This window comes from Microcoleus sp. MON1_C5 (genome assembly GCF_036701875.1).
GTDB lineage: Bacteria > Cyanobacteriota > Cyanobacteriia > Cyanobacteriales > Microcoleaceae > Microcoleus.
In genome coordinates this window covers 67,268-91,879 of the sequence record NZ_JAUBRN010000002.1, presented here as the reverse complement: position 1 = coordinate 91,879, position 24,612 = coordinate 67,268, and the positions used below count along the sequence as shown (strand labels likewise).

The following is a 24,612-nucleotide window of genomic DNA, read 5'->3' as shown; positions in this document are numbered from 1 at the left end:
CAAAAAACCAACTGCATTTCAGTCAGTTGTCAGTTGTCTGTTGACTGTTGACTGCAAGCCCGATGCCCGATGCCCGATGCCCGATGCCAAATTCCCAATTCCCGATGCCCGATGCCCCATTCCCGATGCCCCATTCCCGATGCCCGATTCCCGATGCCCAATTCCCGATGCCCGATGCCCGATGCCCCATTCCCGATGCCCCATTCCCGATCGAAGATTACTGCCAATTGCCCACAAGCACGAAAGGTGCCCAGAAATAGGGATTCTGATACTGTTGGTTTTTCAGCAGGGTTAATTGAGCGTTGCGGAGGGCTTCAGCTTTGCTGGTTTTAGAAGAAGCCAGTTGCTTGTAAAACTCAGTCATAAAGATAGCTGTAGATTCGTCGTTGACTTGCCAAAGGGTGGCGGCGGTGCTGCGGGCACCCGATCGAATGGCGGCCCCGGCCAAACCCAAAGCCGCGCGGTTATCGCCCGAAGCAGTTTCGCAAGCACTCAAAACCAAAAGTTCGATCGGCTGTTGTTTCTCCCCAGTGCGGGCTCGCAGCAGTCGATCGAACTCCCTAACATTCACTTTCTGATCCCAAGTCACAATAAAAGTATCCGCTGCATTCGAGCTAAACTGACCGTGAGTTGCCAAATGGACGATCGGGTAAGACAAAGCTTTAATTCGATCGTGCAACCGCCCGCTGACAAAATCTTCATTCAGCAGCGAACTCGCCGGCATCTCGGCTGCAATTTGTTGAATTTCCTCCTTCACCCCCGGCAAAGCCGAGAAGCCTTGACGCGCTTCGGAGAGGGCAGCGGTGAGCACTTTTAACTTGACTTCCCTCAGCGGTTTCGGTGCCAGCAGTTGCAGTCCCGGCGCCAAAGCAATACTGTATTTTTCTACCAAAAACTTTTCACCGTCGTGCAGCACAGCCATCGGCAGATTCCGCAAGTAACCGTCGAGCACAAATACCAGGGTTTTAATCCCGCTAGCCGCCAAATCCGCCTCTGCGGGGCGGATTAACCAGTCATAAACCTGTTCAACCGGTCGCCTCCTGTCGCGGGGGAAAGCAGCAGGCCGGATGACATTTTTGGCTTGTCTGAACGCAGTTTCCAACTCGGCTTGAGACTTCCTAGTAGTGTAGCGGCGCAGAGGTTTGCCGGGAATTGACAAAATTACCTCCAAACGATCGCTCAAAATAATCGGATAAATCACCGCCGCTGTAGGATCGATTTCCTCGATCGACTGTGGTTTAGCATCAGCGCAAGCATCCCGAAAAAAGTTGTCTAATTCCGCCAACTGCAAAGATTCCACCGTTTGGCGCGCCAGTTTCAATTTAGCTTGACTGGGAGATTCCTCTTGCAAAAGCAGCCCGACTAATTCCCGATAAACTGGTTCGGCACTTTCCCGAAACGAAAATTGCACTTCGGGATTGACTGTCACCAAATCGCCCCGCAGAGAAGACAGTACATTCACAGCTTGAGTATATTGAACGATCGCCCCTTCTGTATTCCCCTGAGCTTTCCGAATCCGTCCCAGTTGCCAAAACAATTGGTAAGCAATATCGGGAGATTGAAACGCCGGTGCTAAACTCAAAGCCTCAGTTGTGAGATTTTCCGCTTTCTGATACTGCTGTTGGATTTCCGATAGTTTGCCTTTAGCTGCCAGAATATAAGCTTGTATTCGTTTGTCGCCCAAACTGTTTGCTGGTTCGACAGAGCGATCGAGCATTGTGTCAATCTCGCTTAAACTCAAAGTTTTCGCAGGCGACTGAGCTAATTTCATCAAGCTTTGAGCTAGATTGATTTGAGCGTAAAGTCCGGCGCGATTCGAGCCAAATTGAGCGACTTGAGGTTCGATGGAACGCCACAAAACCTCTGCCTTAGACCAATCTTGGCTATCGACCAACAAACTCAATTGGTTTAACTTTGCCTGAATTTGTAGGAGAGATCGATCCGGCATCGCCTGTGCCGATCGAGCATAATACTCTAGGGCAAAGCGTTCCCAATCACCCCGCTGTTCGGGTGTCAAACCCGGTTTATTGCTTTTAGCCCGTACCGTATTGCCCAGATTGAGATAAATTGCAGCCTCCTCTGGTCGGCTACCTAATTTTTGGGCTGCTTCGAGTCCAGCCAACAGCACATCATGCGATCGTTCCAGTTGTCCCAAAACCCGCAGCACCCGCCCTAAAGCATGAATTGCCCGGACTTGTTCGAGAGAAACCGACCCATTTTTCAAACTTTCCAAACCCGCTGCCGAAACTTCGCAAGTTTGGTTTTCCAGCTTGAAAGAAGCTAACAGAATTTTGCAAGCTCTGGGGTAAAGTCCGAGAGTTTCCCAAGCCCGACTTTGATTAATTTGAACTTGAAAAAGTTGGTTTTTTATATCAATTTGCTCGAAAATTTTAGCAGCTTGCGTCCAAATATCGATCGCATCTTGAGTCTGCCCCCGTTCGAGTTGCAACTGTCCTTGAATGTTGAGAGTTTCAGCCAAAATCCGCTGCTGTTCGGGAGTTTTTGCCTGTGTTCGCACAGCCGACAAACTCGAATTCACAGCTTGTTCTGCTTGTTCCCAAAGCGCCAACTGCCCGTAGGTTGCAGCTAAATTGCTCAAAGCTGCGGCGCGATCGAGATTTTCGCCTTTTGCCTCAAACTGCGCCGCCGCTTGCTGCAACAGCGGTACAGCTTCCGAAAAACGTTCCTCTTGGTAAAGAGTTCGAGCTTGACGGACAAGCTGCACCGCTGGCGGTGGATTAACCTGAGCAACTCCGGGAGGAATCGCAACGGATAGCAGACAGGAAATCACAAATAACAGAATTACTTGCCGGAGCGATCGAGAAAGCTTCATATTTAAAAAATAAAATTACAGCCGCAGATACACATACTAACTAACCCAAATAGATATTATTCTTTATCTGCGTTAATCCGCGTTAATCCGCCTACATCTGCGGTTAAAAAAACTAATTTCAACGAGGCACACAAACAGAAATCGGTCGAGGATTGCGAGAGTCAGCAGCATTACCCGGATTATATCCAACAAGCGTAACTTCTCCTTTCCCATTCACTACCCAACCTTGCGCCGGAACAACTTCCCGATCCCGGATTTCCCCTTCTTCCAACTTCGGTCTATCTGCTACATCCGTTAAATCCCCTACATTGCTCGTTGCATCTCTTCCTGCCTCTTCCACCCACGGAAACGGCGATGCAGCGCTGCTGAGGGCATCATTAGGACTTGCTGGCACTCCTCCTTTCCCAGTAGCGGTAAACTCGCTTGCTTGCCCTCGGATGCAGGGATTTGCAGCAATTAACGCAGCCGGATTGACCACATTTTGCGGCAGTTCCACTAAACCTTGAGCAGGATTCACCCCAGAAGCACTAAATGTTACACTACCTTGCAAAGCCGGGCCGCTACTTTGGGAAATAGCCGCAATATCGCTGGTAGGAATTAGAGAAGTCGGACTTACTTGCAACGCTGCAAATTCAGCATCAGTCAGTCCTAAACTACTCCTAGCTTGTTCGCGGTTAAGGCTTGTAAAGCCAAAGATATTTGGTACATTGACCGTAACTTGTCCGCCCCTAGCTGTGCGAGCATTAGCTGTAATATCACTATTCTCTCGGGGTAAAGCTACCAAAATACCGCTATTAATTCTGATATTACCACCGTCAGAAATACCTGCATCGGTGGTAATTCGGCTACCGCGCCGTAACTGAATATCTTGCGCTTTGAGGTTAATATTAGCACCGGAACCAGTGACTGTGGTGCCATCAATTATGCTTTTATTTTCCAGGGCAATGGAGTTAGCTACAACATTAATATTGCCAGCCCTACCTGTTCCTAAAGACTGAACGTTAACGACTGCGCTATCCCGAAGAATCAATTGATTAGCATTCAAATTCAACGAGCCGGCATTTCCGCTAGCATTGGAATTGACAGCATTAAACGCCCTACCAGCCGAGGCCTCAATTCCACTCCTCAACCGACTGTTGCTCCCAATACCTTGCACTTCTAAGCGATCGGCATTAATTGTAATATCTCCTGCATCGGCTATACCCAAAGAAGCCGCAGAAATAACGCCGCCATTCTGCACAGTTAGTCTAGGTGTTGAGAGGCGGATATCTCCACCTCTACCAGAACTTGCAGTTTGAGTAACAAAAGAACTTGCTACATAGCCCGCATTCGCCAAAAATCTTGAGTCGCCGCTGACTTCTATAGACTCGGAGGCTCTCACAGTTAAATTTCCTCCCGTCCCCCCACTTGTAGAAAACACGACTTCGCCAAAAATCGCACCCGTAGTTAAACTAATTGTGGCTCCATTAGAAACACTCAGCCGCTTAGTGTCGATCGTAATATCCCCACCTTTTCCATTCCCATCAAAAGTATTCGTGCCGAGCCGAGTTTGCCCTAGACCTACAGGAAGACTACCCGATAATTCCACAGATTCACTCGCTTTAATCGCGATATTCCCCGATGCTCCATCACTCAGGCTGAAGCTGGCAAACGCACCGCCCTCGCGCAGAATTAACCGTTGGGCTTCAACAGTGATGTTTCCGCCTTGACCAGTGCTTTCGTTCGTTGTTCCGTTATAGAGCGTTGAACTGACGAGTTCGACGGTGTTGGCCCGGATATTCAAATTTCCGCCATTCCCAGCACCAAAGGTGGGGGCGCCGCCCACTACCCCATTGCTCATCAACAGCCGTCCGGCTTCAATGTTAATATCTCCGGCGGCTCCACTGCCAATAGCGCTAGTAAACAGAACAATTTGCGAAATAAAGGGATTGCCTGTTCCAGATGTCTGAAAATTTTCTGTAAGCTGCTGATAGCCCTCAATTCCCAACCCAATCATTTCTAGTGAGTCAGTAGCGCGGATGTTGATATCGCTTCCTCTCCCTTCTCCCAGTGTGGAGGCGAAAATTTGCGCCCCCCCCTCTACTCGCAAGTTTTGGGAATTGATATTAATGCCTCTACCATCGATATTTCCGAGTGTCAGTCCATAAATTCCTGAACCATTAAGATTAATATTTCCACCTCGAATATCGACTTTCCCACCTCCTAACCCGCTGGTATTTATAAATGCACCGTTCATTTCTATATTGCCGAAGTTCTGAATATTGCCATAGTTTAAATTCAGACCTAAAGCTGTTGGTTCAAATTGCACTAAACCTGGACTCTTGACACTACCCAGAAGAATTTGTCCGGTATAAGCAGTTAGATTTCCTCCTTGGAGTTGAATGTCACCCCCAATTAATGCTAAAGTTTGACCGGGGTCTACTGCTAAACCGAGTTTTTCAAAAGCAGGAATTTCTATGGGTAGTGGCGGTAAGGCTGATTTGGGGGCCATTGTTTGGGAAGAGTTAACAATTGTGCCGGGATTTTCTCTAAATCTTAAACCCACAGGAATATTAATCGCTAACAATGGCACTGCATTAGAATTAGCTGCACTAAATTCAAAGCCATTATCAAAAAGAATTCCGCTACCAGTTGAACCGATAAATGAGCCACGCAGATCTAACCGAGCATTGGGGCCAAAGATAATCCCTTTTGGGTTAATTAAAAACAAGTTACTGTTTCCCAAAACTCCCAGAGTTCCTAAAATATTAGAAGGATTGCCACCAGTAACGCGGGTGAAGATGTTGGCAATTCCGCTGGGATTGGCAAAATAGGCTCCCCGCCCTTCACGGATGTTAAATTCGCGTAAACTGTGAAAGAGGTTAACGCCGCGAGTTGCACCGCCTTCTATTCTGTCCGATGGTAAGTTATTAATCGTGTCGGGAACTGTGCGCGAACTTTCTGCACCCAAGCTATTATCGGGGATGATTTGAGCGATCGCAGGGAAAGGACACAGCAGTAAGAATGCAAAAAATAGGGCGGAAGATTGGCGGCGCATCTTTGAAGTCTGGTTAATTTAATATTAGAAAAATAGCGACGGATTAGCTAAAACCTGAAGAGTACCTATTGAGGTACGCAAACACCCGTCGGTTTCGGACTGCGAAGAGATGCACCACCACCAGAATTATAGGCTACCAGGGTTACTTTTCCTTGCTCATCTATTAACCAACCTTGAGCAGGAATAATTTCTGTTGGCCGAACTTCTATGGATGCTCTTTGGCCTTCTACTTGCTGACTTGCACCTACGGCTGGTTCCACCCAATTAAACTGGTTAGAATTGCTGCTGAGAACCTCGTGAGGACTCGGTGGCAATCCCCCCCGCCCCGTCACAGTAAACTCGTTCTCGGCCCCTTGGATGCAGGGATTTGCAGCAATTAACGCAGCCGGATTCACCACATTTTGCGGCAGTTCCACTAAACCTTGAACGGGATTCACTCCCACAGAACTAAATGTTACCGCCCCTTGCAAAGCCGGGCCGCCACTTTGGGAAATCGCCGCGATGTCGCTGCTGGGAAGCAGAGATGTAGGACTTACTTGCAACGCTGCAAATTCGGCGTCACTGAGCCCCAACCTGTTTCTGACTTGTTCGCGACTCGCTGCTGTAAAACCAAAAACATTGGGAACATTGATATTCACGCGGCCGCCGCCTGCTGTGCGGGCGTTGGCTGTGATGTCGCTGTTGTCTTGCGGGAGGGCGACAAGAATGTCGCTGTTGATGTTGATATTGCCGCCGTCAGAAGTGCCTGCATCGGTGGTAATTCGGCTGTTGCGGCGCAATTGGATGTCTCGCGCTTGCAGGTTAATATTTGCTCCTGTACCTGATACAGTCGTACCGTCAATCATCGCTTTGTTGTCAAGAGCGATCGAATTTGCAACAACATTAATATTACCAGCGCGTCCGGTTCCCGTAGCCTGCACCGTGACTGTAGCTCCATCTCTGACAATTAGTCGATCGGCATTCAGATTCAACGAACCGGCATTTGCCGTCGCCTGGGGATTAGTACCAAATATCTTGCCCACCGAAGCATCAATTGTACTGATAAAAAGACCATTATTTCCGCTGCCGCTGACCTCAATGCGATCGGCATTAACAGTAATATTCCCCACATCTCCCACCCCCAAAGAACTCGTAGAAATTACCCCCCCATCGCGCACGGTTAGGCTTGGCGTATCAATGCGAATATCCCCGCCCGGACTCGAACTCAAAGTTCCAGAACTCAGCGCACTAGCACTCTGAATTCCGCTGCTCAAAAGTTGAGAAATACCTGAAATTTCTACTGATTCAGTAGCCGTAACTGTTAAATTTCCAGCAGGCCCCCCATCCCTAGAAAACAAAAACCTGCCAATTAACACACCCGTTCCTACTGTAAACGCAGAACCCCCAGAGAGAGTCAACCGCTTGGTATCAACGTTAATATTCCCCGCCCTTCCGTTAGAGCCGATACTCAGGGTGGTAATTCCGGTTGACACAACTGTTGTCGGGCCGCTGTTAGACAATTCTACTGATTCAGCAGCTTTAATGTTGATATTCCCTGACGGGCCGCTGCTGTAACTCGTCGTACCGAGAATAGAACCATCGCGCATAATTAATCTCGCGACATCAACACTAATGCTTCCTCCCGCACCGCTACTTTCTTTAGCTGTTCCGTTGTTAATTCCAGAACCCACCATCTCGAAAGTATTGGCGCGAATGATTAAATTTCCGCCATTTCCACCACCAAAAGTGATACCGCTACCTACTACCCCATTGTTGAAGAGCAGGCGGCCGGTGTCGATCGTAATATTCCCCCCCGAACCAGCGCCAGCACTAGCATTAAACAGCACAAATAGCGGGTCAAACGGGTCTGTAGTTCCCGATACCAAATATTTAATTGAAAGCTGTTGATAGCCCTCAACTCCCAGCCCGATCATTTCTACTGAATCAGCAGCGCGGATGTTGATATTGCCTCCTGCACCATCTCCTAGAGTCAGGGTAGAAAATTGCGATCCGTTTTCCAATCGTAACTTTTGGGCGCTGATATCGATACCTCTACCATCAATATTTCCCAGTGTCAGCGCATAAATTCGCGCCCCGCTGAGGGCGACATTTCCACCTTTTAACTCTACTCTGCCACCACCAATTCCGCTGGTGTTGATAAGGGTTCCATCGGATATTTGAATATTACCGAAGTTTTGAATATTGTCATAATTTAAAGCTAAATTCCCCTGCTGAGCAACAGGAGGAGCCAGTGCAAAATTAACTAATCCGGGACTGGCGACGCTACCGAGTAAAATTTGTCCGCCGCTGGCGGTTAAATTGCCGCCTTGCAGTTGGATGTCGCCGCCAATCAGTGCTAAAGTTTGACCGGGTTCTACTGCTAAACCAACTCGATCGCTAATTGGGATGGGCACAGCAGAGGCTGGCAGGTTTACCTTTCCTACAGCCGTCGATTGATTGACAATTGCACCGGGATTGTCTCTAAATCTTAAACCAACGGGAATATTAACGGTTAACAGCGGGGATGTTTGCGGGTTGGTGCTGCTGAATTCAAAGCCGTTATTAAACGCAATACTGTCAGCAGTTGAACCGATAAAGGAGCCGCGCAAATCTAACCGCGCATTCGGGCCGAATATAATTCCTTTCGGATTAATTAAAAATAAGTTGCCGTTGCCTAAAACTCCCAGAGTTCCTAAAATATGAGAAGGGTTGCCGCCCGTAACGCGGGTGAAGATGTTAGCAATTCCGCTGGGATTTTCAAAATAAGCTCCCCGCCCTTCACGGATGTTAAATTCGCGCAAGCTATGAAAGAGGTTAACGCCACGAGTTGCGCCGCCAGTGATTCTATCTGAGGGTATGTTATTGATAGTATCGGGAACTGTGCGGGAACTTTCCGGACCCAAGCTATTATCGGGGATGATTTGGGCAAAGGTTTTCGAGGGAAATAGCAATAAGAAAACAAAAAGTAGGCCGGAAGACAGGCGAGACATAGCTTTAATCCTGTTATATAAATAATATCGTTTCCGGTTCCATCAGAATTATATATTTGGATTATATCAGTGCGATCGTCCCAGTGTTCGATCGACTCTCTTTCACCCCTAAAGTGGACTTTTCCCCAATATAATAAAGATAGCTTTTTTCAGTGCGACGGCTGAGGAAATCTGTTTCTGTTTAAATATGTGTGTAGAATATGCGTCCGATCATTCATACTAGATGGTAGACACCTTCAATCTTAGGAGCCGTCTATGTTACTACAAGAAGTCAAGGAGCTGGTCTTCAAACTGCCACCGAGCGATCGCCTTGCGTTAGTGGGCGCCATCATTGAGTCCTTACAAGATCAGCCAGTTGCCAGGGCCGATCGTTCTGGTGCGATTCAGCGGATGCGAGGCTTGCTAAAGACAGACCAACCCGCACCGACAGATGAGGACGTGGCTGCAATGTTGGAAGCGCGACGGGTGGAGAAGTATCTTTAGTTAGAGTTTTAATTGATACCAACATTGTCCTAGATTTTCTGTTGCAGCGAGAGCCATTTTTTCAAGATGCGGAGTTGTTGTTTCAAGCGATCGATGCTGGGCAACTAATCGGTTATGTTACAGCGACAACGCTCACGGATATTTTCTACATTTCTCGCAAACATACTCGCAGCGTTGAGCAAGCACGGCAAGCGGTTTTAGAAACGCTGACTGCTATGGTCATTTGTCCTATTGATCGAGCCGTTTTGGAATCAGCTTTCAACTCTGGTTTGGTTGATTTTGAAGATGCTGTTCAAGTTTTTGGTGCAGTTGCTCAAGGGTTAGATGCGATTCTGACCCGCGATAATAAAGGTTTCTTGAGTTCGCCTATACCTGTTTTATCCATTCAAGAGTTGTTGCAGCAGTTAGGGACGTAGAATAAGGGTTAAATCGTATTAAAAACAAGATTGACAACCTTGCCAGAGCCACAGCCATAGGCTAAGATTTTGCAAAGGTCGAGAACACGATCGCGATAATTCTAACTATGAACTACCGAAACCATATCACGATCGAACCCAATAAACGCGGTGGTAAGCCTTGTGTACGCGGCTTACGAATTACGGTTTATGAACTGCTTGAGTACCTGGCTTCCGAGATGACCGAAGCAGAAATTATCGATGATTTTCCCGATCTGACGCGAGAAGATTTAAAAGCCTGCATAGCTTATGCTGCTGACCGTGAGCGTCGGTTTATGACTGCGACCTTATCCGCATGAAATTACTTTAGGATAGGAAGGATTAATTAGGGAATACTCAAATGGCAATTAACACTTTAGAGGAACGGCTTGCAGTAGTGGAAGCAGCGATCGCCCAGTTGCAGAAGCAAATTGTGCCTTCTCAACCAACGAATTGGTTGCAACAAATTATAGGGTCTTTCAAAGATGAACCTGCCTTTGAGGAGCTACTTGCCTATGGACGAGCGATTCGCCAAGGGGATGAGTCTCTCCTCGAAGCTCAAGATGAGCTATGAAATATTTACTGGATACAGATCATCTGAGTATTCTTCAACGTCAAGCAGGGAGAGATTTTAGCAACCTTTCGACGCGCATGGCTCAGTACCCACTATCAGATTTTGCCGTATCGACTGTAACGTTTCATGAACAGATGCTTGGCTGTCACGCTTATATTAATCGTGCTCGTAACCCGCAATAGTCCGGACAGTTTTTATATGGCCCAATGGCTTATTCTCTAGGACTTTGAGCGACTGTGGATAATTAAATCAATGTTAGCTCCACCCCTGAGTTGCATTTAATTCGACTTTATTTATGCTCCTTGCCCTGTAAAGCTTGTAGTCTCGTTCCAAAAACTGTCCGGAGTATTGAACCCGGATGACGTAGTGAAAGGTTATACAATGATGGCGCGGCTCGTTAGTGACTTCAAAGTTTTGCCCCTTGTCTTATTCGAGGCAGGTGCGGCTACAACATTTGATCGATTACAGTCACAACGGATTAAACGGGCAAAGATGGATGCTCGGATCACGGCAATTGCAATGTTCCGTGGGTTGATTTTGTTAACCCGTAATCAGAGAGATTTTGGTAAAGTAACAGGGTTATTGATCGAAGATTGGACAGTTTAAAGTGTCAGTAGAAATAGTCGTCAATCCCGTTACACCTTGAATATTCATGCCTTCATACAGCCGATCGCCCATCAACGTCCTAATAAAGTTTCGGGTTGCGACATCCCATAGTTTAATCGTGCGATAGAGAACCTTATCCGCATGAAATTACTTTTTGATGAAAAAAGGCGTTAGTTAGAAATACTTATGAGAAATAAGCTTGCAATCTTTGGTTTTTTACTTGGTATTGCGATCGTGATTTTTATGGCATATGTGGCGATCACATACTCGCCTCCTCTTCCAGACACCCAGAGTTCGGCTCCCACCATGTCGCCTATGCCTTTACCTAGCGAGCCTTCACCTAGTGATTCGCCTCCTCCAGAATTCTCACCTACGCCTTCCATGTCGCCGCCTATGCCTTCACCTAGTGCTTCGCCCATACCTCCGACCTCTATGGGTATTGTGGATGAGATAGTGACTAACCTCGAATGGGGGAATATTGCATTTGACACACCCAAGAAAATGCAGTTTGAAGAACCTAAAACCATCGAATTGCTTTTATCGTCAACCAAATCTGTCCAAGAGCTTCAATCTTCTTTGAAGTCTCATGAGCAGATTGAGTCGGAACGAGTACAGATATCAAATCGAATGGAAGCAGACCTTTCTGGACAAGGTTTTAAGATTGAGGCATTAGTTCCACAGGAACAGGCTGTATACAGAGGTAAAACAACGCAGTGGAAATGGGAAGTCACCCCTACGAAAGATGGGAATCAGAATCTGTATCTTACGCTGTCAGCAATTATCAATGTATCGAATCAAAAAGTACCACTTGTTATACGAACATTTGATAAGACAATTAAAGTAGATGTTTCTGTAGGTCAGCAGATATCAACTTTTGTTTCTGGTAATTTGGAGTGGTTATGGGCAAGTATTCTTGTACCAATATCTCCTTTTATCTGGAAGTGGTATAAAAAAAAACGGGACAAAAATCAGCCGCCTAACAACCCTGGTGCAGCGGATTGACCCAATCCGCTTGGGTGAGGTGCAAAGATATCGGCAACCGCTGACCAGGAACCTTATGAGTGGTACAAATCCCCGCTGAACAACAATAGAAACCATTTCTGCAGAAGCCTACGCAAAAACTCCGTGTCTACCCTGCAGGAAGCAAGCTAGAGACCAGGGAGTGTCACATCAAAGCCCCTAACGCTTTCAAGGTCGCTTTTTGAGCATTCGTCAATCCCGCCCGGCCTCGCATATTCATGCCTTCATACAGCCGATCGCCCATCAACGTCCTAATACAACATCCGGTTGCGACATCGCACAGTTTAATCGTGCGATCGAGGCCGCCACTTAATAAAATTTGACCGTCAGCGCTAAAGATGAAAGTGTTGGGCGAAGCGAACCGTAGGGTTCGATCGCACTCAACCCAACCTACAATTTAAAACGGAAAATAATTAATCCGAAAGTATAAGCCTTTTTCCTGCAAAGTTCGATCGCCCGATCGAGCATTTATCAAAGGAATACCGTAGTCTAAACGCACATTCAACCGATCGCCCATCTGCCAAACCAGCCCCAAACCCGCACCCAGCAGTTTATCCGAGTCAGGATTCGGCTTTTCCTCCGACTGGTTCCACCCTACCCCAAAATCGATAAACGGAGCGACTTGCAACAAACCTTCGACTTCCGGGACACGCCAAACCGGGATTCGCACTTCTGCAGACGCGATCGCACCGCTATCAGTTAACAGCAAATCTTGGCGGTATCCGCGCACGCTTTGAACGCCGCCGATCCCAATTTGTTCTAGGGAAAGCAGGGGGCGATCGGCTAATTGAATATCGGAACGCACAATCAGCAAGGTTTCTGGCGCTAGCAGCCGCACGTATTGGGCTTGTCCGCGCCACGCCAAAAAGCGGCTGTCACGCCCGCTATCGTTCGCAGTAGCGCCGAACAGATTAGTGCCGACGGAGAATTGCGATCGCGCCGCGAACACTTGGTTGGAACTCCGCTGCACGTATTCTTGAAAAAAGCGCACAGCCGAAACCCGGGTTTCGCCGCGATCGTTGGCTCCCGCCGAAAGCGCAAATCGTTCCCCCAACAGGAATGTATCGCTTTCTTGCCGCGAAAAACTCAGTCCCAAAGCCAAAGTGCGATCGGGCTTTTCGACAATCGGCTGGCGGTAAGTTAACTCGTAAGTCCGCGATTTCCCCTCAATTTCAGCAGCATCAAACGGTTCCTCGATGATGTTGGTGCTAGCAGCACTCGCAGCGAACCCTATCGTGCCGTTGCGCGCGTTGACGGGGACTGTGTAGCTGCCGTTGAATTCATTGCTGCCGTCGGTGTTAGCATAAGATACCTCTAATCCGTCGCCCAAACCGAGCAAATTTGCTTGATTGATGCGAACACCGCGCCGAAAACTGCCGACACTGGGCGATCGGTTGTTGTCTGCAAACACTTCAGCGCTAAAGCTGTCTGCTTCTTTTACCCGCACTTCTAAGCGGCTGTTTTCCGGGCGGCTTCCGGCTTGCAATTCGGCGGAAATATTGGCAATTAAGGGGTCGAGTTGCAGCAGTTGCAAGGCTTCCAGCAACCGAGAGCGATTGAGGGGCCGTCTAGTAGCGCGCTCAAGGCGCGATCGCACGTAATTTGAATTTAAGCGCCTGTTTCCAGTAATCACAATTTCATCTAATCCGCCTTCCACAATCCGAATTTTCACCACACCTCCGTCTCTCGGAAAGGTTTGGTTGGCGAGAATTACAGCGCCGGAATTGATGTATCCTGCCGCTACATATTTTTGAGTGACGGCTGCTTCCGCTGCGATCAGTTCTGCAAAGGTGATTTCGCGCCCCGCAAACTGTTGCGTAACTTCTGCGAGTTCGCGATCGCTAAAAGCCGTGTTGCCCTCAAATTCAAACCCAGCGACCTTTATTGTACCCGGAATCCCCGGTGTAATTTCGCTTTCAGCGGGTGTTGGCTGGGTGGGTGGGAGGGGAGACGGCGCAGGCGGTTGCGGCGGCTCAGGAGCTGGTAATTCGGGTTCTCGCGGCAAAATTGGGTTGGGCAGTTGACTCAGTTGCAAGTCGCGATCGATACCCAAATCAATTTTTTGTCGGTCAATATTTTCTTCTAGCTTTTGATCTGAGTTAAAAAGCTCGGTTTCTTGAGTTTTTGTGCTGAATGTGCGATCGGCCTGAGATGTGGCACCATTGTCAATAAGCCTTTTACGGGCGGGCAGGATGCCCACCCCACAAGAAAACTCACTCCTTGTGGAACAGGCATCTTGCCTGTTCTTGAGAATGGTGTAAGATGTCACATCGACTGAATTTGCTGCAGACGGCAGTAAGTCGGGAGTTTCCGCCGCCACCGATTGTTCTGACTCTGTGGGTAACTGCGTTTCCTCGTCTTTTATCGGCAAGTCTTCGCGTTTGTCAAAAGTGGTATCGTTGGGGGCTAAAGCTCGATCGCCTCCGCTGCTGACTGCTGCCAAATCCTCAACATTTGAGGTCAAAATTTCAACTGTGCTAGCGGATGTTTGCGCTGGTTTTCCCAACAAAACTAACCCAAAAATACCAGCGAATAAAAATAGTTTTTGCGATCGACAAGCCATATAATATAATTATTATCTCGCTTAAGTGGGGGAAAATATTTTCAGGAACTTAGCACCCTCAAGTAAAAATCAATCTTAACAGCAAAAAAGGAAACAGCCGTCGCAGCCAACAGTTTCGGCGACGCTACAAACCAAAAGGTCGATCGACGGCTGTTCATTTCCCAACACTTACGCACCAACCGGATTCTTATCCGAAAAAATATCGTGTAAGTCGATCGTAAACAGTAAAAAAAAGCCGATATTTTGGGTTGCAAAACCTACGCTTTCATGCTAAGGCAGCGACCAGAACAGTCCTGGACGCCCGGGTAAACCAAAAACCGGGTTGTGTCCGAAAAGACGCGCTACAACTGAGATATTGCACCATTCTGAATAATCTTTTTATGAACAGGCAAGATGCCTGTTCCACAAGAGATAAATTTTCTTGTGGAACAGGCATCTTGCCTGTTCTTAAGAATAGTGCAAGATGTGACTTACAACCCGCAAAGCCACTAAACAACCCGGTTTCTTTGATTTGGGTGCATCATATCGTTTCCGGTTGCATCGAAATAATAAAATCGAGTCAACAGTTAACACTCAACCATTCAGTTGTTCGACCCGCCCGTCAACAGTCAACAGTCAACAGTCAACAATTCCGGAGGAGTGCAACCGGAATTGATATCATACCAAATCCGACTTTAATACCCCCTTTATTATTGAGTCCGCGTCTACCCACCTCCTGTGCGTAGACGCCGTTTCAACCGCCAAGCCTGATAAAGGGGGTTTGTAACTTTGAATTATGCAGAGCGGCCCGCACCAGCGGCAGCACCCATTTGAGCACCGTCAGTCAATCCCACCAACTTAGCGCTCAACTCCCACATCCGCTCGCCTTTTTCATCATCACGGGCCTGGGGAGAAACCTTTTGCACAAAAGACTTACCATCTTTTTTCTGGCGATTTCCCCAACTCCAATAAGCCCCAGATTGCTTGTATTCGGGATCGGCAACCACCATCGCCAGCCTTTCCCCCGCCAACTCCTGCGATACGTAACCGCCGGTGATATTCTTCTGAAACAGCGGGAACAGCTTCTGAAACAAAGGATAGTGGTTGCGGAACAGGGGCGTATCCGCAACGCATCCCGGATACAGCGAAGTGAAAGTAATCCCCGTGGATTCGTGAAAGCGGCGGTGCAATTCCCGCATCGTCAGCACGTTGCAAACTTTGCTATCTTTGTAAGCCTTGACCGGTTCAAACTTCTTGCCGTCAGCCATCGAAATCGGGTCTTTGAAACCGGCTTCAAAACCCTCAAAATTGCCCAAATCCGGGCGCGGCGGAATCTTCCCGCCCAACTCGTCTGGATTGTGAGTCACAGTTCCCAAAATCACGATTCTCGCATCGGAATAATAGGAAGGCTTCATATTTTCCATCATCAGGTTGCACAGCAGGAAATGACCCAAGTGATTGGTAGTCATCGTCAACTCGTAACCCTCCGGGCTCCGCAGCGGTTCCTTAATCAAAGGCATATAAATGGCCGCGTTGCACACCAAAGCGTCCAGAGGCCGGCCACTGGCCTTAAATGCCCGAGCAAACCGACGCACGCTCTCCAAATCGCCCAAGTCAATCTCCATGATGGAGAAACTGCCTTCAGGTATGCCCAACTCTCGGGCGGCGTCTCCGGCTTTCCGCACGTCCCGACAGGCCATGACTACGTGCCATCCCTTGTCTGCGAGAGCTTTCGCGCCGTACAAACCGACGCCGGAGGAAGCGCCGGTAATGATAACCGTTGATTTGTGATTTTGTGCCATCTTGTTAAAAGCGCTTCCGCTATTGATTTTTTTCAGGCACTCAAACGCTGAGCTAGCAGCTTGGATGTTTTGAAGTACCCTATGGTTATTAGGATATGGGGAAACGTTCTCGATCTCAACTGGGAGCCTCTCACTTTTGCAGCCAAGCCCAAAATTGGAGGCCGGAGACAGAAGCCAGGAGGCCGGAGGCAGAAGCCAGGAGGCCGGAGGCAGAAGAAGTGTTTTTACAAATAGGAGATGCTCGCTCTCAACGGGCGATGAAAATTAAATATGGCTCCAACTCCGACTCCTATTTTGAGAAATTAACCATAAATCTTTTAGGGGCGGGTTCACCATTATCTATGATGCACATACTCGGTATTTATTGATAAACCCGCCCCAAACAACTCAACTAAGAAATAGCTGCTGGTTCCTGATAGGTAGGGAAATCGATATAACCTTCAGGCCCAAAAGAATACCAGACGCCCACTTCAGCAGGCGGATTGAGCGGCCAACCATTAGTAAAACGCTCTACCAAGTCAGGATTGCTGATAAAATCCCGACCAAAAGCAATTAAATCCGCCACTTTGCTGCTCAGGGCCGTTTCAGCCTGTTCTTGAGTATATCCGCAGTTGCCGACGAGCGGCCCTGCAAACACATCGCGAAACTCTGCTATCATCATGGGCGTTCCCAATTCATGAAAGCCAAAAGCCAAACCGTCCACCAAGTGAAGGTAAGCTAAATCATAGGCATTTAACTGCCCTGCGAAATACAGAAAATCTTCGCGATATTCTGGAGAACCCATATCATTGTAAATACCGTTGGGAGAAAGCCTAACTCCCACTCTGTTTGCCGGAAATACTGTGATAATCGCCTCGACAATTTCCTTGAGAAAACGGTAACGGTTTTCAACTGTGCCGCCATAGGAATCTGTGCGGTGATTGGTTTTTGTTTGCAGGAACGTGTCAATGAGATAGCCGTTTGCCCCGTGAATTTCTACACCGTCAAAACCTGCCATTTTTGCTCGTTCGGCCGCCTTGCGATAATCTTCTACAACCAGGGAGATTTCATCGGTTTCTAGAGCGCGGGGGGTTTCGTAGGGTTGTTTGCCTAGAGGGGTATGAATGCCTTCTCCGTTTATTTTGATGGCAGAGGCTGCAACTGGCAATTGATTGTTTTCATGAAAACTGCTGTGGGAAGCTCGTCCGGTGTGCCAAAGCTGCATGAAAATCGGTGTTTCGCGGGCATGAACCGCAGTCACAATTTGTTTCCAAGCTTCGCCTTGCTCGTCTGAATAAATACCGGGCGTATTGAGCCAACCATTAGCTTGAGTAGAAACCACTGTGGCTTCTGTAATGATTAAACCAGCGGAGGCTCGCTGAGCGTAATACTCTGCCATCAAGGCGTTGGGCATCCGCGCTTCACCGGCTCTGGCTCTCGTTAGGGGTGCCATGACTACCCGATTTTTTAAGGATAAATCTCCGATTTTGAAGGGGCTGAGTAGGAGTGGAGAAGTTGTTTGATTGGTCATAATTTTGAGGTTTTCTCAACTGAATAATCTGGGAAATCACATATAGCAACCGCTCATGTTAGGATGCAAGGCAAGACATCCAAGGGTGGCCAAAATGTAAGCAATCAAACTCATCAAGCTGTTTGCGAACTTGACTTTTTAGCCAAGACTCTTCTTTGTTCAATTTTGTTAAACTCTGGAGAGTATGGCGGTAAATATAATAGTCTACACCCTGCTGTTTGAATCAATTCCTGAATCCGACCACTTTTATCAAAGGTGAGATTATCTATGACCACTACCTGTGCTGTGACAAGTGTGGGAAGTAAACTTGTTTCCGGCGAAGAAGGAGTCAGGAGTCAGGAGTCAGGAGAAGAATACCCTCTTTCCTCCTGTCTCCTCTTCTGGTGAATACTTCCGAAAGTTTCAATCCCTGATAGGGTTTTAGGTCGTTTCCGGCTTTCCGTCCGTATTTTTTGTCAATGAAAGAGGCAAGGTTTCAATCCCTGATAGGGTTTTAGGTTGTTTCCCGCCCAAAATTGAAGCTTTAGACGTGGTTAAAACACAAGTTTCAATGTGCGCGATCGCTTCCAACAAGAACTGATCGACCTCTGCCGCCAGTACAACCTGGAAATCCGCGATTAAATAAAAAAAAAGCAGCCGGTAAAGGCTGCTTTGACAAAAAAACCGTTGTTGAGTTAGAGGAGAAAACTTTAAATCGAATTCAAATTACCGCTGTTTCCACTCCTGCCTGAGTTTCCACTATTTTCATCTACCGCTGACTCACCTTGCCTTCAGAACAAAACTTCAAATCCCGATTAGAATGCTGCTGAAAGTTCGTTGACTACTTTCACTCGGCCTCTGAGCACGGCCCGCAGCAAGCGGTTGATACAGCCTCTGTCTTCGTCATTCAGAGAGTCGTCGAAGGTGGCGGCCATCAAACCGTAGCGATCCGCCAGAGTCAAAACGCCTGTATCGGTTACAGAAGCGAGGATTTCAGAGATAGCGCCGGGGAGGAGTTGTACGGGGTGCATGGCAGTGCGGTTGAATTCGATATATCTATCATCTTCTGGTTTCCTTAAAATATCGGTGATATTAATAAGGGCGCGAAGGTGATTCTCTAGGGTGAAAGCAAGTGATCCGAGTAGAGTAAAGTTGTGACTTGGGTCACAGTGCCACAGGTTGCTGCAGGCAATTCCATCCCGCGCCGATTTTTGGGTAGGACGTGGGGCTGACGGCATTTCGCTAAAATGATCGTTAATCCCCCAACCAGTTTAATTTTTACCCCAGTACCGAAAATGCTTGATTTTCTCAATCCCATTTTGGGCCGCAAGCCCGATCGCATCAAAGCCAATGTGGAAATCTATACTTGGCAAACCTGTCCCTACTGCATCCGCGCCAAAACTTTGCTGTGGTGGAAAGGCGTAAATTTCACGGAATACAAAATTGATGGCGACGAAGCCGCTAGAAAAGCAATGGCCGATCGCGCTAACGGACGCCGCAGCGTACCCCAAATTTTCATTAATAACCAACACGTAGGCGGCTGCGATGACATTCACAAACTCGATTCAGATGGACAGTTAGATCCGCTGCTAGCTCAACCAGCAGTTTAAATTAGTGTAGGTTGGGTTTCCTTCCACCGGCTCAACCTACAAATTTACAAATCTTTGGCAAATTTACTTAGATTATCTTGCCGCCATTGAGCATCGGCGCGCCTGTCTGTTGGCACTTCTAAGACGCGAATCCCGCTATTTGGCAAAAAACTTAATTTTTGTTTGAACTGTTCCCAATCGTCTATTATCTCGTGTTCCACGCCGTAAGTTGCACACAACTGAGCAAAATTTATCTGCTGCGGCGTCGCAAAAAACTCTTCAAAGGGCGGGTCAAATTTGGCAACGGGCAACATTTCAAAAATTCCGCCACCGTTGTTATTAATTAATATGATTGTCAGATGACCGACAAATTTATTTTTAATTAAAAAACCGTTCGTATCGTGCAAAAGTGTTAAATCGCCTGTTAGCATGATGCTGCTTTGATTGCGGTGAGCAACAGCTAAAGCTGTTGATAATGTGCCGTCTATACCGTTAGCGCCGCGATTGACAAAAGGTTTTATTTCTAAGTTGTTTGGCTTCCAGAAAAACTCTACATCTCTGACGGGCATACTGTTGGCAATAAATATCGGTGTTGCTGGCGGCAAAATTTGGGAAAGCAGCCAGGAAACTTTGGGTTCGATTATGTTGTTAATTGGTGAGATTTTTTGGTCTATTGTTTGTCTGACTTGGGTTTCGGTGTTGCGCCAAAGTTGGAGGTATTCGTTTGATGGAGAGGTTAGAACCCCCCCTAACCCCCCCTTGCTAAGGGGGGGGATTTGAGTTGACTCGCCCTTGTTTAGGGGGGGGACTTGAGGGGGGATATTAGTGGTAGCAGTGGTTAGAACCCCCCCTAACCCCCCCTTGCTAAGGGGGGGGACTTGAGGGGAAATAGCAGTGGCTAGATGCTCTACAGAGGTTCGCAGGTGAATTGTTTGGCCGTGTAGGGGATCGAAGTTGTGGTGGCTGGGGTCGATTATGTAGCGTTTTAGTTGGGTTTTGGCTAGCCAGTTTCGCAGTTCTTTGCTTGTGGGTAAGTCTCCGATTTGAAGGGCGATTTCTGGGGTTAATTTATCTGCTAGTTCGCGGTTTCGCAGGATTAAATCGTAGGTGGAAATTAGATAAGGATTGAGTTGGGCGTAGTTTCTGACTGGGGATAGTCCTTCTGCTAAAACTGGCCAGTTTAAGGATTTGGAAATTTTGGCGATCGCACTACAGTATTTTTCGGCAAATTGAGGCTGTGCAACGCCTGCAATAATAATCCCTTTGCTGCACTTTTGCCACTGTTGCATTGTACTTTCTTCTCCCCCCCTTAACAAGGGGGGGCTGGGGGGGGTAGAGGTTTCTCCTGCGAAAATTGGTTCTAATCCTGCAAAGAAATCTTCGGGATTAAATTCTGTTTCTAAAGCTTCTACGGCTATGTCTGGAATGGGTACAAGCGGGTCGCGAAAGGGGATGTTGAGATGGACGGGGCCGGGAGTTGGAAATTGCGATCGCTCCCAAGCATACACGATCGTCTGCCGCAGATAGTCTAGCATTCCTCTGGACGCAGAAGGTATCGCTAATTCGGCTTGCCAGTTGGGATAATTGCCGTATATTTTCACTTGGTCGATCGCTTGTCCGGCGTGACAGTCCCGCAATTCTGGAGGTCGATCTGCGGTGAATATTAGCAGCGGAATTCGACTTTCTCTGGCTTCAATTATCGCCGGATAAAAGTTGGCTACGGCGGTTCCCGATGTGCAAATTAGTGCGGTTGGTAAATATGATTTTTTGGCAATTCCTAATGCAAAAAAGCTGGCTGAACGTTCGTCGAGTATGGGAATAGTTTCTATTTTTTTGTTTTGAGCAAAGGCTATTGTTAGCGGTGCCGATCGCGAACCGGGACAAATCACGGCGGTAGTTAATCCCAACCGCTGCAAAGTTTCTGCTAATACGGAAGCCCAGACGGTATTTGTGTTGCGAAAATCTATTGGCATTGCTAAACCTGAGTAGCTCAACTCTGTATTGTGCTAGGATATTATACTCAAATAATTGTCAGGATACATTTTTATGATTCTTGAGGCGGTTGTGCTTAATGTCAAATCTGGCTTTGAGGGTGATTTTGAGATAGCTTTTAGAGAAGCCTCCAGTCTGATAGCGTCTATAGATGGATATTTATCTCACGAACTTCATCGCTGCACAGAAGTTCAAGGAAAATATCTATTATTGGTTAGATGGGAAAATTTAGAAGCTCATACCATTAGATTTAGGAATTCCGCTGAATATCAAGAGTGGAAAAGAATGCTTCACCATTTTTACGATCCTTTTCCCATAGTAGAACATTTTGAGGAGGTGAAAATTAAACATTAACACAGACTCAATCAATTAGCCAGACAACTCTACATTCTGCAAATTAGCTGAATTAAACTAAAGCATTTAAAAGTGCCTGCAATTTGAGCTGAATTTCTGCTAGTTCTTTTTCGGGTTCCGAACCCGCCACAATACCAGCACCAGCATAAAGTATAGCCCGATCGCCATCGATTAAAGCCGATCGAATGCCGACGGCAAATTCGCCGTTGCCGGTGCGATCGATCCAGCCGAGGGGTGCTGCGTACAAAGAGCGATCGCAGCTTTCGCATCCGCGAATTTGCTGTAGGGCAATATCTCTCGGTACGCCCGCCACCGCTGGCGTTGGATGCAGTTGGGATAAAATCTTTAATAAATGAATATCACGGGGAATTCTAGCCCTTATGGGTGTCCACAAATGCTGAATGTTTGACAGTTGCAGCAGCCTAGGAACCGGAGAAAAGTCGGGATTGATACCGAGACTCGACAGGCGATCGACTATAAAATCAATTACAACTCGATGTTCTCGAATATCCTTTTCGCTGTTGAGTAAACCTTTGCCTAAATTCGCATCTTCCGCTTCATTTTTCCCCCTCGGTGCGGAACCTGCTAAGGCATCTGTTACTAACTCATTTTTGTGAATGCTGATTAAGCGTTCTGGACTGGCACCGATAAAATTTTGACCTTGGCCGTTACTGGTGGAAAATACGTAGCAACCGGGATAAGTAAGGCGCAAGTTATTTAAGGAGTCTATTAAACTAAAAGGGGTTTTGGAAATGACATTTATGGCTTGGGATAAAACAATTTTACTGAAATATTGAGACTTGATAAATTCTAAAGCGGACTTGACAGATGTTTTGAATTGAGTGGCATCATTCACAGGAATTTGTTTTAAAAGTATCGAACTGTTTCTAATAGAAGTTATTTTTTGGTAAGGGCGAGACGCAATTTTATCAAAATTTTGCCAAATATTATCCGTAACAATATTAATATTTATGTCGCAATTTATGATAGCATTTGCCACAATTGTGCAGCTATCTTTCAGGCGAGTAATCTGCCATTTTGGTAAAAAGACGGTACCAGGGGGGAAGTAAGAATTGGTGGCGACATTCTCATCAAAAAAAGCAAAGCTACAAAAAAAGTGCGGCCCGCTGAAGGGCAAGCGTTCTGTACCGATGGCAATTGTTCGGGCAAGACAAGATTGAATAAAATTTTGAGCGAGGGCAAATCGATCGCTTCCGGCTACTGTTAGATGGATGGCCGAATCTAGGGCGGCGATCGCAAAACTGTTGCCGGAAATCGGGTCTCTTTTTTCAAAGTAAAAGTGTCGCTGGCAAGGTTCGGAAATCTCTTGAAGTACAACTAGCGGATCGACGGGGGCAATCTCCTGAGAAATACTAACTATCTTTGTTTGATCTTTTTCCGTTAAAGACTGCTGGCAATCTAACAGAAACTGATGCAGTTGATTGCGGTCTTGTAAAAGATTAGCGCGGTGCGGTATTACTGTCATGAAAGCGAGAATAGCAGATTTGTCAGAAAGAGTGCGGTTTTGTCCCGCTAGAACCCCTATTTCGATCTAAGCACGGGAGGGCGATCGCAAAACATGACCTTTCGAGTTTCCCGGAAAGTTTGGGCTCGCTTGGGGCAGAAAACAGACGATCCTCTTCCAGGGCTTCCCCAACGCGCGATCGATCGAAACATTTAGACATAAAACTTTAAGATTGAGCGACTCAATCTCGGCTCTCATGCGATCGACCCCGCAGAGGTTTGCAGACGGGCATTACCGGGCGTGCGATCGCCCGCAAAGCCTCTCAACGGATGCCCCCCGCGCACTCAACCCGATACAGAGTAGAGTTTCTTCACCAATAAAATTGTAAAATTACTACGCTGCTATCAATTGAATCAAGTTTGTGTAATGACAACAAAGTTAATTGAACGTTCAAATAGTAAATTGTGGCTGGCGGCAATCAAGCCGCCCATGTACAGCGTTGCGGTGATTCCTATTTCAGTAGGAACTGCAATTGCTTTTGCCGAAACTCAAACGATTAATTCGTCAATTTTTTCGACATTTTTAATGTCAGCCATTTTGATTATAGCATGGCTGAATCTCAGCAATGATGTATTTGACTCAGAAACAGGCATCGATAAAAACAAAGCGCATTCTCTAGTTAACTTAACCGGAAATAAAACTTTAATTTTCGGGCTAGCCAATCTGTTTTTAGCAGTTGGAGTGTCGGGAATCTGCGCCATAAGCTGGTGGCAAAAAGACCCAACAGTAATTTTGCTGGTAGTTTTGTGCTGTGCTCTCGGCTACACTTATCAAGGGCCTCCGTTTCGTCTTGGCTATCAGGGTTTGGGAGAAATTATTTGCTTTTTCACCTTCGGGCCGCTAGCCTTGGCCGCTGCTTATTACAGTCAAACTCAAACTTGGTCTGCAACTAATTTAGCGGCTTCGGCAATCGTGGGAATTACAACGAGTATCATTTTATTTTGTTCCCATTTTCACCAAGTTGAGGACGATTTGGCAGCGGGTAAAAAATCCCCAATTGTTCGACTCGGTACGAAAAAAGGTGCCGAGTTGTTGCAGTGGCTATGCGGCAGCATTTATGTTTTGACTGTGGTATTTGTGGCTTTGGGAATGTTCCCAATTTGGACGCTGTTGATTTTTGGGAGTTTGCCATTTGCGATCGACCTTGGCCACCATGTCACAGACTATCACGACCAACCGGTAAAGGTCAGCAACTCTAAGTTTATCGCAGTTACGCTGCATTTTTCGAGCGGATTGCTGCTGGCGTTGGGGTTTGCTTTGTAGATCGGGCGATCGAAAATGCCGGTAAAATGGAGGTATGGTTTGCTAAGTTGAGGGAGTTCGTGGAGTTTGCAGAGTTGGGCGACTTCTCAAAATCTTCTTT

General features: G+C 47.1%; 21 protein-coding genes. 9 read left to right on the top strand and 12 right to left on the bottom strand.

Going from position 1 to position 24,612, the window contains the following annotated elements:
* Nucleotides 1-29 precede the first annotated feature (29 nt).
* From QUA71_RS01670 to QUA71_RS01655, 4 genes are all read right to left on the bottom strand, one after another.
* Nucleotides 30-227: a hypothetical protein gene (locus tag QUA71_RS01670; protein ID WP_333281416.1), complete on the bottom strand. Its 198-nt coding sequence runs from the start codon at nucleotides 225-227 to the stop codon at nucleotides 30-32.
* Nucleotides 218-2,833: a CHAT domain-containing protein gene (locus tag QUA71_RS01665; protein ID WP_333281413.1), complete on the bottom strand. Its 2,616-nt coding sequence runs from the start codon at nucleotides 2,831-2,833 to the stop codon at nucleotides 218-220. Before QUA71_RS01665 ends, QUA71_RS01670 begins: the two co-directional genes overlap by 10 nt.
* Before the next feature lie 118 nt (nucleotides 2,834-2,951).
* Nucleotides 2,952-5,870 carry an S-layer family protein gene (locus tag QUA71_RS01660; RefSeq protein WP_333281410.1) on the bottom strand — a complete coding sequence of 973 codons (2,919 nt, stop codon included), beginning with the start codon at nucleotides 5,868-5,870 and terminating at the stop codon, nucleotides 2,952-2,954.
* Nucleotides 5,871-5,935: 65 nt separating this feature from the next.
* The gene (locus tag QUA71_RS01655) at nucleotides 5,936-8,839 is read right to left on the bottom strand and encodes a two-partner secretion domain-containing protein (protein ID WP_333281408.1); all 2,904 of its coding nucleotides are present in this window, start codon (nucleotides 8,837-8,839) and stop codon (nucleotides 5,936-5,938) included.
* Nucleotides 8,840-9,094: 255 nt separating this feature from the next.
* Between QUA71_RS01655 and QUA71_RS01650 the strand changes: the two genes are divergently transcribed.
* The 5 genes from QUA71_RS01650 (at nucleotide 9,095) to QUA71_RS01630 (ending at nucleotide 10,936) form a co-directional block, all read left to right on the top strand.
* Nucleotides 9,095-9,322: a hypothetical protein gene (locus QUA71_RS01650; RefSeq protein WP_006633944.1), complete on the top strand. Its 228-nt coding sequence runs from the start codon at nucleotides 9,095-9,097 to the stop codon at nucleotides 9,320-9,322.
* Nucleotides 9,323-9,333: 11 nt separating this feature from the next.
* Nucleotides 9,334-9,738 carry a PIN domain-containing protein gene (locus QUA71_RS01645; protein WP_333281635.1) on the top strand — a complete coding sequence of 135 codons (405 nt, stop codon included), beginning with the start codon at nucleotides 9,334-9,336 and terminating at the stop codon, nucleotides 9,736-9,738.
* Between the two features lie 107 nt (nucleotides 9,739-9,845).
* Nucleotides 9,846-10,076 (top strand): DUF433 domain-containing protein, encoded by a 231-nt coding sequence (locus QUA71_RS01640; RefSeq protein WP_333218638.1) that lies wholly within the window; start codon nucleotides 9,846-9,848, stop codon nucleotides 10,074-10,076.
* Between the two features lie 41 nt (nucleotides 10,077-10,117).
* Nucleotides 10,118-10,330, top strand: coding sequence for a hypothetical protein (locus QUA71_RS01635; RefSeq protein ID WP_333281405.1), 213 nt, complete (start codon nucleotides 10,118-10,120; stop codon nucleotides 10,328-10,330).
* 366 nt (nucleotides 10,331-10,696) lie between these two features.
* Nucleotides 10,697-10,936, top strand: coding sequence for a hypothetical protein (locus QUA71_RS01630; RefSeq protein WP_333281402.1), 240 nt, complete (start codon nucleotides 10,697-10,699; stop codon nucleotides 10,934-10,936).
* A 170-nt stretch (nucleotides 10,937-11,106) separates the two neighbouring features.
* Here QUA71_RS01630 and QUA71_RS01625 read toward each other — a convergent pair whose 3' ends face one another.
* A complete protein-coding gene (locus tag QUA71_RS01625; protein WP_333281399.1) occupies nucleotides 11,107-11,355 on the bottom strand; it encodes a hypothetical protein in 249 nt (82 codons plus the stop codon).
* 34 nt (nucleotides 11,356-11,389) lie between these two features.
* Here QUA71_RS01625 and QUA71_RS01620 point away from each other — a divergent pair, with 34 nt between their 5' ends.
* A complete protein-coding gene (locus QUA71_RS01620) occupies nucleotides 11,390-11,938 on the top strand; it encodes a hypothetical protein (protein ID WP_333281396.1) in 549 nt (182 codons plus the stop codon).
* Nucleotides 11,939-12,353: 415 nt separating this feature from the next.
* On the opposite strand, the gene QUA71_RS01615 is transcribed toward QUA71_RS01620, so the two are convergent.
* The 5 genes from QUA71_RS01615 to QUA71_RS01595 all read right to left on the bottom strand — a co-directional run bounded on the left by QUA71_RS01615 (nucleotide 12,354) and on the right by QUA71_RS01595 (nucleotide 18,820).
* Nucleotides 12,354-14,519: a ShlB/FhaC/HecB family hemolysin secretion/activation protein gene (locus QUA71_RS01615; protein WP_333281393.1), complete on the bottom strand. Its 2,166-nt coding sequence runs from the start codon at nucleotides 14,517-14,519 to the stop codon at nucleotides 12,354-12,356.
* 773 nt (nucleotides 14,520-15,292) lie between these two features.
* Nucleotides 15,293-16,300, bottom strand: a complete 1,008-nt coding sequence (locus QUA71_RS01610; RefSeq protein ID WP_333281390.1) for a protochlorophyllide reductase — start codon at nucleotides 16,298-16,300, stop codon at nucleotides 15,293-15,295.
* 391 nt (nucleotides 16,301-16,691) lie between these two features.
* Nucleotides 16,692-17,810 (bottom strand): alkene reductase, encoded by a 1,119-nt coding sequence (locus QUA71_RS01605; protein WP_333281388.1) that lies wholly within the window; start codon nucleotides 17,808-17,810, stop codon nucleotides 16,692-16,694.
* A gap of 113 nt (nucleotides 17,811-17,923) precedes the next feature.
* A complete protein-coding gene (locus QUA71_RS01600; RefSeq protein WP_445243742.1) occupies nucleotides 17,924-18,085 on the bottom strand; it encodes a transposase in 162 nt (53 codons plus the stop codon).
* A 519-nt stretch (nucleotides 18,086-18,604) separates the two neighbouring features.
* Nucleotides 18,605-18,820, bottom strand: coding sequence for a hypothetical protein (locus QUA71_RS01595; RefSeq protein WP_006633950.1), 216 nt, complete (start codon nucleotides 18,818-18,820; stop codon nucleotides 18,605-18,607).
* Nucleotides 18,821-19,084: 264 nt separating this feature from the next.
* Between QUA71_RS01595 and grxC the strand changes: the two genes are divergently transcribed.
* Entirely contained in the window at nucleotides 19,085-19,399 is a 315-nt protein-coding gene (gene grxC, locus QUA71_RS01590) for a glutaredoxin 3 (RefSeq protein WP_190657209.1), read from the top strand.
* A 44-nt stretch (nucleotides 19,400-19,443) separates the two neighbouring features.
* Here grxC and menD read toward each other — a convergent pair whose 3' ends face one another.
* Entirely contained in the window at nucleotides 19,444-21,351 is a 1,908-nt protein-coding gene (menD, locus tag QUA71_RS01585) for a 2-succinyl-5-enolpyruvyl-6-hydroxy-3-cyclohexene-1-carboxylic-acid synthase (protein ID WP_333281384.1), read from the bottom strand.
* Nucleotides 21,352-21,424: 73 nt separating this feature from the next.
* Here menD and QUA71_RS01580 point away from each other — a divergent pair, with 73 nt between their 5' ends.
* A complete protein-coding gene (locus QUA71_RS01580) occupies nucleotides 21,425-21,724 on the top strand; it encodes an antibiotic biosynthesis monooxygenase (RefSeq protein WP_333281381.1) in 300 nt (99 codons plus the stop codon).
* Between the two features lie 52 nt (nucleotides 21,725-21,776).
* Here the strand turns inward: QUA71_RS01580 and QUA71_RS01575 are convergent, their stop codons facing one another.
* Entirely contained in the window at nucleotides 21,777-23,210 is a 1,434-nt protein-coding gene (locus QUA71_RS01575) for an isochorismate synthase (RefSeq protein ID WP_333281378.1), read from the bottom strand.
* Nucleotides 23,211-23,615: 405 nt separating this feature from the next.
* On the opposite strand from QUA71_RS01575, the gene menA reads away from it, so the two are divergent.
* Nucleotides 23,616-24,512 carry a 2-carboxy-1,4-naphthoquinone phytyltransferase gene (gene menA, locus QUA71_RS01570; protein ID WP_333281375.1) on the top strand — a complete coding sequence of 299 codons (897 nt, stop codon included), beginning with the start codon at nucleotides 23,616-23,618 and terminating at the stop codon, nucleotides 24,510-24,512.
* Nucleotides 24,513-24,612: the final 100 nt, after the last annotated feature.

Excerpts from the sequence above, each read along its gene's own strand:
- QUA71_RS01665 (WP_333281413.1), bottom strand. The coding sequence starts at position 2,833 with ATGAAGCTTTCTCGATCGCTCCGGCAAGTAATTCTGTTATTTGTGATT.
- QUA71_RS01660 (WP_333281410.1), bottom strand. The coding sequence starts at position 5,870 with ATGCGCCGCCAATCTTCCGCCCTATTTTTTGCATTCTTACTGCTGTGT.
- QUA71_RS01655 (WP_333281408.1), bottom strand. The coding sequence starts at position 8,839 with ATGTCTCGCCTGTCTTCCGGCCTACTTTTTGTTTTCTTATTGCTATTT.
- QUA71_RS01650 (WP_006633944.1), top strand. The coding sequence starts at position 9,095 with ATGTTACTACAAGAAGTCAAGGAGCTGGTCTTCAAACTGCCACCGAGC.
- QUA71_RS01640 (WP_333218638.1), top strand. The coding sequence starts at position 9,846 with ATGAACTACCGAAACCATATCACGATCGAACCCAATAAACGCGGTGGT.
- QUA71_RS01635 (WP_333281405.1), top strand. The coding sequence starts at position 10,118 with ATGGCAATTAACACTTTAGAGGAACGGCTTGCAGTAGTGGAAGCAGCG.
- QUA71_RS01625 (WP_333281399.1), bottom strand. The coding sequence starts at position 11,355 with ATGGGCGAAGCACTAGGTGAAGGCATAGGCGGCGACATGGAAGGCGTA.
- QUA71_RS01615 (WP_333281393.1), bottom strand. The coding sequence starts at position 14,519 with ATGGCTTGTCGATCGCAAAAACTATTTTTATTCGCTGGTATTTTTGGG.
- QUA71_RS01610 (WP_333281390.1), bottom strand. The coding sequence starts at position 16,300 with ATGGCACAAAATCACAAATCAACGGTTATCATTACCGGCGCTTCCTCC.
- QUA71_RS01605 (WP_333281388.1), bottom strand. The coding sequence starts at position 17,810 with ATGACCAATCAAACAACTTCTCCACTCCTACTCAGCCCCTTCAAAATC.
- QUA71_RS01595 (WP_006633950.1), bottom strand. The coding sequence starts at position 18,820 with ATGCACCCCGTACAACTCCTCCCCGGCGCTATCTCTGAAATCCTCGCT.
- grxC (WP_190657209.1), top strand. The coding sequence starts at position 19,085 with ATGCTTGATTTTCTCAATCCCATTTTGGGCCGCAAGCCCGATCGCATC.
- menD (WP_333281384.1), bottom strand. The coding sequence starts at position 21,351 with ATGCCAATAGATTTTCGCAACACAAATACCGTCTGGGCTTCCGTATTA.
- QUA71_RS01580 (WP_333281381.1), top strand. The coding sequence starts at position 21,425 with ATGATTCTTGAGGCGGTTGTGCTTAATGTCAAATCTGGCTTTGAGGGT.
- QUA71_RS01575 (WP_333281378.1), bottom strand. The coding sequence starts at position 23,210 with ATGACAGTAATACCGCACCGCGCTAATCTTTTACAAGACCGCAATCAA.
- menA (WP_333281375.1), top strand. The coding sequence starts at position 23,616 with ATGACAACAAAGTTAATTGAACGTTCAAATAGTAAATTGTGGCTGGCG.